General features: G+C 38.6%; 6 protein-coding genes and 2 pseudogenes. 5 read left to right on the top strand and 3 right to left on the bottom strand.

Features of this window, described 5'->3' with window-relative positions:
- Positions 1 to 220: pseudogene (locus tag L647_RS0109015) on the bottom strand (IS4/IS5 family transposase); the annotation flags it as partial.
- A gap of 342 nt (positions 221 to 562) precedes the next feature.
- Positions 563 to 778 (bottom strand): hypothetical protein, encoded by a 216-nt coding sequence (locus L647_RS0109010; protein ID WP_024610844.1) that lies wholly within the window; start codon positions 776 to 778, stop codon positions 563 to 565.
- 171 nt (positions 779 to 949) lie between these two features.
- On the opposite strand from L647_RS0109010, the gene L647_RS0109000 reads away from it, so the two are divergent.
- The 4 genes from L647_RS0109000 (at position 950) to L647_RS0108985 (ending at position 6493) form a co-directional block, all read left to right on the top strand.
- Positions 950 to 2857 carry a DUF1800 domain-containing protein gene (locus L647_RS0109000; protein ID WP_024610843.1) on the top strand — a complete coding sequence of 636 codons (1908 nt, stop codon included), beginning with the start codon at positions 950 to 952 and terminating at the stop codon, positions 2855 to 2857.
- Positions 2858 to 2867: 10 nt separating this feature from the next.
- The gene (locus L647_RS0108995; protein ID WP_024610842.1) at positions 2868 to 4208 is read left to right on the top strand and encodes a DUF1501 domain-containing protein; all 1341 of its coding nucleotides are present in this window, start codon (positions 2868 to 2870) and stop codon (positions 4206 to 4208) included.
- Positions 4209 to 4316: 108 nt separating this feature from the next.
- Positions 4317 to 5030 carry a DUF1499 domain-containing protein gene (locus L647_RS0108990; RefSeq protein ID WP_024610841.1) on the top strand — a complete coding sequence of 238 codons (714 nt, stop codon included), beginning with the start codon at positions 4317 to 4319 and terminating at the stop codon, positions 5028 to 5030.
- Positions 5031 to 5446: 416 nt separating this feature from the next.
- On the top strand, positions 5447 to 6493 hold the full coding sequence (locus tag L647_RS0108985) for an NAD(P)-dependent alcohol dehydrogenase (protein ID WP_024610840.1): 1047 nt from the start codon (positions 5447 to 5449) through the stop codon (positions 6491 to 6493).
- Positions 6494 to 6550: 57 nt separating this feature from the next.
- Here the strand turns inward: L647_RS0108985 and L647_RS01000000123930 are convergent.
- A pseudogene (locus tag L647_RS01000000123930) lies at positions 6551 to 7715 on the bottom strand (MFS transporter).
- Between the two features lie 360 nt (positions 7716 to 8075).
- Between L647_RS01000000123930 and L647_RS0108975 the strand changes: the two are divergent.
- Positions 8076 to 8766, top strand: a 691-nt coding sequence (locus L647_RS0108975; RefSeq protein WP_024610839.1) for a PAS domain S-box protein, incomplete at its 3' end; no start/stop codon positions are given.

Below are 8766 nucleotides of genomic sequence, written 5' to 3'. Positions count from 1 at the left end.
TATACTTAATAGACTGCCCTGTTAGCTGATTATAAACTCTTAATATTTCAGATAAGTAATTCGTTTTTTTATCCCCAAGCGCAGCAATAAGACTAACAACCATATGAAATGCGGTAATATTTCTTTCTCTTTTAGTAAATGCTACTTGTTTACCAAGTCGGTTCAGTTTTTTTTCACTTAGGATACTTTTTAACTTATTAATAAAAATGTTAGCATTCATTTGAAGCTCTTTTCTTGATTCTGTGGTTTGTGTGGTAACAACCATTTGATCATGAATTGAGCTTCAACTCAATTTCTTAAGATCTTACCTATGACATGAATGTAGGTAAGGGGCGTGAGCAAGACGCGGAAGCTTTGATCGGTTTTTACTTATTCTTACATGGATGTAGCCAGTAGGGTAATGCAGGGGCAGTTACCGAGCTCACTAGGTTACAAACCTCGCGCCGCGATTTAATCGCCCCTAGATTGAACAAATTTCAGTCCACAAAGCTCAACACGGCCTAAACTTGTATAATTTAAATAAAGCTTAAAAATATGTCAGCTATTTTTATAACGAACCCGCTTAAACTTCTTTACCACTGTGCTTTTCGGCTAAGTCATCAAGCTCTGTAATTGTGTAATCAAATCCACTTTCATCGTGTTCATACATAACTTTTACGCTGTCGCCACCATTAAAAAGACGCGTTTTTACGTCGTTTACCGACCAGTCTTTTAGCTCGTGTAAAAATCGGTTAGCAACTTGTGAGGATTCAAAACGATAGCTAATTTCTGTTTTCATAAATAATAAGGCTCTGGCTAAGTTAAACCCCACAGTTTGCGTATTTTTGAGGGGTGTTTAAGTTTCGGTTACAAAAAATAAAGAGTTTAATTGTAAATTTTGTGTTTCAATAAATGCATCAAACTCGGTACACATTAACGTACCTTTATTAAAAGACGATGACGACTTTACATGCATTATAAATTTGTTTTAATGGCAAGCTCTGTTTTATTACTTAGTGCTTGCGGTGGTTCTGGCACAGATGATACGCCAACCATTAACGGAAATAAAATCCCCATTTTATCAATAGCGAATATTGAAAACGATATAACCAAAAACCAAACTATTCAATTAGCTGCAACAGCGAGTGATAAAGACGGCACAATTACAAGTGTTATCTGGGAGCAAACTGCTGGGCTCAAAGTACTTGATGAACCAATAAGCGCAAACACTGTAACAATAAACCTTCCTCCTGCGTTGAGTTATGCACCAAGAGAGTATGCCTTTAACGTAACGGCAACCGACAACGAAGGTGCAACTAATGTTAAAACGGTTAGCTTTGTTGCCAGAAATTCGATGGACGAATTTACTGCAGCACGTTTACTGCATCAAGGCAGTATGGGACCAAAACTTAGCGAAATACGCAAAGCCCAAGGATTAAGTGAGCAGCAATGGCTTGAAAGCCAAATTGCATTACCCATTGAGTATCATCGTGGCTATTTAGTTAAAAGCCAAGGCGAGGATGAATTTAGGTATATCAACCGTATTGATGGTTGGTGGAAAGCAACGCTACGCAGTGACGATCAGCTTCGTCAGCGGGTTGCATTTGCACTGAGCGAAATATTAGTCGTGTCGGATGCAAATAGCGGTTTGAGTTCTCAACCTGAGGGTATGGTTAACTACTACGATTTATTACTTAAAAATGCTTTTGGTAATTACCGAGAGTTATTAGAGGATGTAACGCTTTCGCCTATTATGGGTACTTATTTAAGCCATTTAGGTAACGAAAAAGCAGACGATGCACTTAACATTCGCCCAGACGAAAATTACGCACGTGAAGTAATGCAGTTATTTACCATCGGGCTTGAAGAGCTAAACCAAGACGGAACTGCAAAGCTTGATGCACAAGGTAATACAATTGCCACTTATGGCCAGTCGCAAATTGAAGGCTTTGCGCGGGTGTTTACTGGTTGGACATTTGCCGGTAGCGAAACATTTAAGCGCAAAAGTCGTGATTATATAAAGCCGATGGAAGCGTTTAGTGAGTACCATTCAAGTAAGCAAAAAACACTTTTAAACGATGAAGTTATTCCTGAGGGTTACGGGCCCGAAGAGTCATTGCAAATAGCGCTCGATAATTTATTTAATCATGCCAATGTAGCGCCATTTATTACTAAGCAGCTAATTCAACGTTTAATTACATCAAACCCAACACCTCAATATATTGAGCGAGTGGCGAATGTGTTTAACGATAATGGTAATGGTGTGCGTGGTGATTTAGCCGCTGTTATTAAGGCAATTTATTTAGATGACGAAGCACGCCATTTTGGCTCAGTTTTAAGTTATCAGGGGAAGCTAAAAGAGCCTTTATTAAAAACAGTGCAGTTTTGGCGTAACCTCGATGCAAAGTCTTTAGAGGGATATTACAGAACATGGAATATGTTTGATAACTACGGACAAGGACCAATGCGCTCGTCATCGGTATTTAACTTTTTTAGACCCGATTACCAGCCAGCTCAATTACGTGATGATGAATTAGTAGCCCCCGAATTACAAATTGCAGGCGATGCGACGCTAATAGGCACCATGAATGAGCACTTTGCCGACTTAGTATGGAGCGCAGCCGAGGGGCATAACGATTTAAACTCAAGCGGATTATACGTATATATTAAAAATGATATGAACACCTTAAAAAAGGAGGGTATTAATACCTTGCTTGATGAGTACAACGTTTTATATTTTGCAGGCTCAATGAGTACCGACACTCGCCAAGCATTGCTTGATTTAGATGCGTACTTTGATGATGACCAATATCGAGAACGGGTATCGTATTTGCTTTATATGATTGCTATTTCACCTGAATTTAATTTGCAGTATTAGGAGAGACATAATGAGCATTAATAGAAGACAGTTTTTGTCGTTATGTGTAAAAGGTGGCGTATCGGCAGCGGCGTTAACTAGTTTACAACTTCAAGCATTAACAGGTTCGGCAAATGCCGTTGAACTGGGCGACTATAAAGCCTTGGTATGTATATTTTTATATGGCGGAAATGACTCGCTTAATATGCTAGTACCATTAGAGGGCGAGCAGCGTAATTTGTATGAACAGAGCAGGCAAAACCTTGCAGTTGCTTCGCCTATTGCACTAAATAGTACAACTGTATTTGCTGGTGGAGTAGGGTTACATCCTTCTCTTTTACCAATTAAAAGTGTGTTTGACTCTTCTAACTTAGCGTTTGTTGGCGGGCTTGGCACTTTACTTGCTCCTACAACAATTGATGATTATAAAAATAAAACAGTGGTGCTACCTAAGCATTTGTTTTCGCATAATGATCAGCAGGCGTCGTGGATGTATGGACGTGAAAAGCAGTCTTTAAATAGTGGCTGGGGCGCACGTTTATTGGAGCGTTTAGATCAGCAAGATCAGTTTGCCGCTAATATATCGCTTGATGGCACAAACCTTTGGCAAACGGGTAGTCAAACCAAAGCATTTGCACTTAACAAAAGTGGAATCAGTAAAATTAATGCATTTGGTGGTTACCAGCCTCGTACAGATCACGTAACCAATATAATGAACCGTATAATGGGTAATACTCAGCACCCGCTTAGCAGTGCTTATGCTAATAGTTTTAAGTCGGCAATTAATAACACCCAAGCGATGAACAATGCACTCGAAACAGCGCCTGAGCTAATTACGTCATTTAGCGAGACGAGTTTATCGGAGCAATTAGCTGCGGTAGCTAAAACTATTAGTGTGCAGTCAAAATTAAGTACTCAGCGCCAAGTATTTTTTGTATCTATGGGTGGATTTGATACCCACGATGATCAACTTGATACACACCCTGCATTATTAAGTACGTTAGCCCAAGGGCTTAGCGAATTTGATAGTGCTATGAAAGAGCTTGATGTTGCCGACAAGGTAACTGCGTTTACTATGTCGGATTTTGGTCGCACACTTACCTCTAATGGTGATGGAACTGACCATGGTTGGGCAGGAAACCAAATAGTAATGGGCGGCGCTGTAAAAGGCGGTGATATATATGGTGAGCTTTTAACTCAACATTTAGATGGACCGCAAGACACAGGTGGTGGGCGTTTAATACCACAAGTAGCTAATGAACAGTATTTTGCTACATTGGCTCAATGGTTTGGCGTACCGCGTTCAGAACTTGTTGATATTTTCCCTAACTTAAATAATTTTGATCAAACAACATTGGACTTTTTTGTTTAATTAGCCGCTAATGGTAATCCAAAAACATTTATTAACGTACAAAGTAGTCGGCTAGTCGCACTAGGCTGTTTGAAAAATAATAATCACACATAATAATGGAGCAATTTAATGAAAATTTTAGTAAGCCTTGTAAGCTTAATCGCCTTTTTACTGGTTTTGTTACCGGGTCCTTTGTATAAGTTTGACGTTGTAGAGCTAGGTACTGCTTTTGCTGGCTTTAAATTTGGTGTTTACGCTGGTGGTGCAGCGCTTTTACTGCTTTTAGTGCAAGTTATTTTTATGCGTAAAACAGTAACACTTGGTAGTGCTGCAACTGCTGTTATATTTTCGGCGATAGCAATTGCAATGCCTTTAAATATGATGAACACAGCTAAAAGTGTACCGCCAATTCATGATATTTCTACCGATTTAGTTAACCCGCCGGAATTTATAGCTATTGCCCCTCTTCGTGCTGATGCGTCAAATCCTGTGGAATATGCAGGTGAAGAAACCGCAGTACAACAACGTAAAGCTTACCCAGAACTCGCAACACTTAACTTTGCCCAATCAAAAACAGATCTTGTTAAAGCAACAGAGCAAGCCGTTCAAAACTTAGGTTGGGAGTTAGTAAATACAGATATAAGTAAAGGCATTGTTGAGGCAACAGAAACAACAGCATGGTTTGGCTTTAAAGACGATGTAGTTGTGCGTATTAATGATGAAGGCAGTGAACGTTTTGTTGATATTCGTAGTAAATCGCGCGTTGGTCGTAGTGATTTAGGAAAAAATGCAGAGCGCATTCATACATTAATTGATGAGCTAAATGCTGTACTGACAAAATAACTAAATTTAGCGCCTAAGTTACCAGGGCGTGTTGACCTTTCGTGGGTGAATTTACAGCAGTATGTTTGGTTTTTAGGCAAGGCAGAGCCTATGTAGTGTGGTTACTTCCCATAAATAGGAGATAACGCAGCATAAATACCAAACATGCGCTGCCCTTTGGGTTCTTTCTAGGGACGATTAACTCTTTGTTGCTCGGTTTTTACTTAGCCCGCTAGGTTACAAACCTCGCGCCGCGATTAAATCCCCCCTAGATTGAACAAATTTCAATCCACAAAGAACAACACGCCCTAGCACTAACGATTAAGCCCAAACACTGTTTGGGCTTTTTTTGTGCCTATTTTATATTGTCAGGTTCTATTCACAGGCTATGTACTATGGTGTTGATGATTTAAATTTTTAACAACTATGGAGTTATTATGAAAACAGTAGGATATGCAGCAAAAAGCCAAGGTTCTGAACTTTTAGAGTTTTCTTTTGAGCGCCGCGATTTACGAGATAACGATGTAGAAATTGAAATTTTATACTGCGGTGTGTGCCATTCAGATTTACACGCCGTGCGAAACGATTGGGGTGGCAGTGATTATCCGCTAGTGCCTGGTCACGAAATTGTAGGTAAAGTCATGTCGGTAGGTAGCGACGTGAAAAAATATAAACAAGGCGACACTGTTGCTGTTGGTTGCATGGTTGACTCGTGTCAAAGTTGCGATCAATGTGATAATCACGAAGAGCAATTTTGTCGAGAAGGCATGATAGGTACATACGCAGGTAAAGACCGTATTACAGGTGAAATGACCCAAGGTGGGTATTCTAAACATGTTGTTGTACGTGAAGAGTTTGTACTTTCAGTACCAGAGAGTTTAGACCTTTCGCGCGTTGCGCCATTGCTTTGTGCTGGTATTACTACTTACTCACCACTGCATAAATGGGGCGTAAAAAAAGGTAGCCGAGTGGGTGTAGTTGGCTTAGGCGGACTTGGTCATATGGCTGTTAAAAATGCAGTTGCGATGGGTGCAAGCGTAACGGTTATTGGTCGTAGTGAATCTAAAAAAGATGATGCCGTTAAATTAGGTGCTCAGCATTACTTAGTGTCATCGAATGACGAAGACATGAAAAAAGCACAGTCAGCATTTGATGTAATTATAGACACTGTACCGGTAAAGCACGACCTATCTGTATACACACCATTGCTTGATGTAGATGGTACTTTAGTTATTGTTGGTCAGGTTGGTCCGGTAGATGAAGTAAATACAGTACCATTATTAACGGGGCGTCGTCGTATTGCCGGTTCGTTAATTGGTGGTATTGAAGAGACGCAACAAATGCTCGATTTTTGTGGTGAACATAATGTGCTACCAGAGTGTGAGATGATCAACATTGACGAAATTAATACAGCATACGAGCGAATGGAACGCTCTGATGTTCGTTATCGTTTTGTTATTGATATGGAATCGTTAAGCGCATAGTTAACGCTAACTATTTAATAAAGAGCTGCTAATATGCAGCTCTTTTTATTTGAGTTATTAAACCTCAGCAGCGATGCTCTTTTTATTCATTTGAAAGTAGCTAAGAATCCACATAATAAATCCACCTACAAATAAAGCGGCTGCAACATAGCCCGTTTGATTAGGCGCAGCACCTTGCGCTATTGCAATTCCACCTACCCAAGGACCAATTGCATTAGCAACATTAAATGCGCACTGCACTAATGCGCCAATCATTGCGTGTCCATCAGGCGACACGTCCATTAATAATGTTTGTACAAGTGTGGCTAAACCTAGGCTACAACCTATAAAAAATATTACCGCATAAAGCATCCAAATATTATGGCTAGCGGTTACATAAGCAAAAGCGAATACAGTAGTACAAATAAGTACCAAACCAGTGGTTTTAATTGCAGATTTATCGGCTGCTTTACCAAGTACATAATTACCGAGGGTTGAGCCTATACCAAACATTACCATTGCAATAGATATTGTATAAGGCGCTGTTTTTGTTACATCTAAAATAGTATCTGCAATGTAAGTATAAATACAAAATACACCACCAAAACCAATAATTACAATGCCTAAAATAGACCACACAAGCTTATTTTTTAGTACGCCAAATTCGTTAAGTAAATTAGATGGCTTAGCATTATCAACATTTGGAACAACTTTATAAACAAAAATAAAAGCAATAAATGCAAGTACGGCAGCGCCTGCTAAACAGTATCGCCAGCTTAGGTTTTGTCCAACAAGTGTAACAATAGGCACACCAACAATAGTGGCCACAGTTAAACCCATAAACACCTTAGACATAAAGCTAGCACGCTTACCTTTTGGGGCAATATCAGATGCTAATAAAATAGCCGCGCCAAAATATGCACCATGAGGTAAACCACTTAAAAATCTAAATATGACAAGTTGCTCAAGCGAAGTTGACATCGCGCTCAACCCATTTGAAATAAACATTAAGCTTATAAAAATGAGTAATGCTTTGCGCTTTCTCATATTTGCTGTTGTTAACATTAAAATAGGTGCACCAACTACAACTCCCATAGCATAGGCACTAATTGCGTAGCCGCTTTGNCAGCATAGGCATCATCGAAAACTCAGATAATCCTAAAATAAATGTGCCTAGCGCTAATACGAGTAAAATAGCGGTTCTGTTAAGTTGACTAGATGCCGACGTTACATCTGATGTCATAGATGATCCCTTAAGGTTTAATTTTAAAAATGAAACTGCACAATAGATCTTGAATAGGAAATATTATGTGTATGCTTAAATTTTGGTGTGAGAGGGTAGTCTGTGAGGGCGCTATTTTAAGTTAAAAAAAGTACAGAGTCATGCATAAATTAGTGGTTTTATTAGGTTTTTAAAATGTTAATTAGAAGAAAATACTACTTAACATTTATAAAATAAAAAAACTATTTATAAAGCATATATATATAAGATATTAAATATTAGCCGAAAGGTTATTTAAAGCTTATATTTACAGTACAGCTACATATTGATATCACATTAATTTGCTAATTTTTGTACTAATTCACTCCTTAAGGTTTTTATATGTTTGGTATTTCTAAAAGAAACGCAAAAATTGAAGAAATGGAGCTTCAATTAATTCAAAAACAATCTATTTTATCGGCAATTAACAAGCATGTGGCCTATATTGAATTTACACCTGAAGGAATAATATTAGACGCAAACCAATTGTTTTTAACAACCATTGGTTACAGAAAAGAGCAAATAGTTGGTAATCATCACCGCATGTTTTGCGAGCCTGAATATGCAAAGTCAAGCGAATACAGCCAGTTTTGGCAAGCTTTAAAAGCAGGAAAATCTAAAGCAGGATCATTTTTAAGATACAAAGCTAATGGCGATAAGCTTTGGCTTGAAGCAACTTACTTTCCTGTAGAAGAGCGCGGCGTAGTAACCAAAGTTATTAAAATAGCCTCTGACATTACAACCAGTTATGTACAAAGAAAGGCACAAGAAGCTATTGCAAACGCACTCGATAAAGCATTAGCTGCAATAGAGTTTACCCCTGAGGGTAATATTTTAAAAGCAAACCAAAACTTTCTAGCAACAGTAGGTTACAGCTTAAAAGATATTGTAGGTAAGCATCATAAAATGTTTTGTACTAAAGTGTTTTATGAGAAAAATCCACGCTTTTGGAATGAATTAGCGCAGGGTCAATTTAAGTCTGGAAAGTTTAAACGCATTGCTGCCGATGGTTCAGAAATTTGGCTAGAGGCTA

It is taken from the genome of Pseudoalteromonas sp. TB64, from assembly GCF_000498095.1.
In the GTDB taxonomy this organism is placed as follows: domain Bacteria; phylum Pseudomonadota; class Gammaproteobacteria; order Enterobacterales; family Alteromonadaceae; genus Pseudoalteromonas.
Note: the sequence above shows the minus strand (reverse complement) of the source record. Positions and strands in the feature narration are given on the sequence as shown.

Coding starts and splice junctions, on each gene's coding strand:
- L647_RS0109010 (WP_024610844.1), bottom strand. CDS start 778: ATGAAAACAGAAATTAGCTATCGTTTTGAATCCTCACAAGTTGCTAAC.
- L647_RS0109000 (WP_024610843.1), top strand. CDS start 950: ATGCATTATAAATTTGTTTTAATGGCAAGCTCTGTTTTATTACTTAGT.
- L647_RS0108995 (WP_024610842.1), top strand. CDS start 2,868: ATGAGCATTAATAGAAGACAGTTTTTGTCGTTATGTGTAAAAGGTGGC.
- L647_RS0108990 (WP_024610841.1), top strand. CDS start 4,317: ATGAAAATTTTAGTAAGCCTTGTAAGCTTAATCGCCTTTTTACTGGTT.
- L647_RS0108985 (WP_024610840.1), top strand. CDS start 5,447: ATGAAAACAGTAGGATATGCAGCAAAAAGCCAAGGTTCTGAACTTTTA.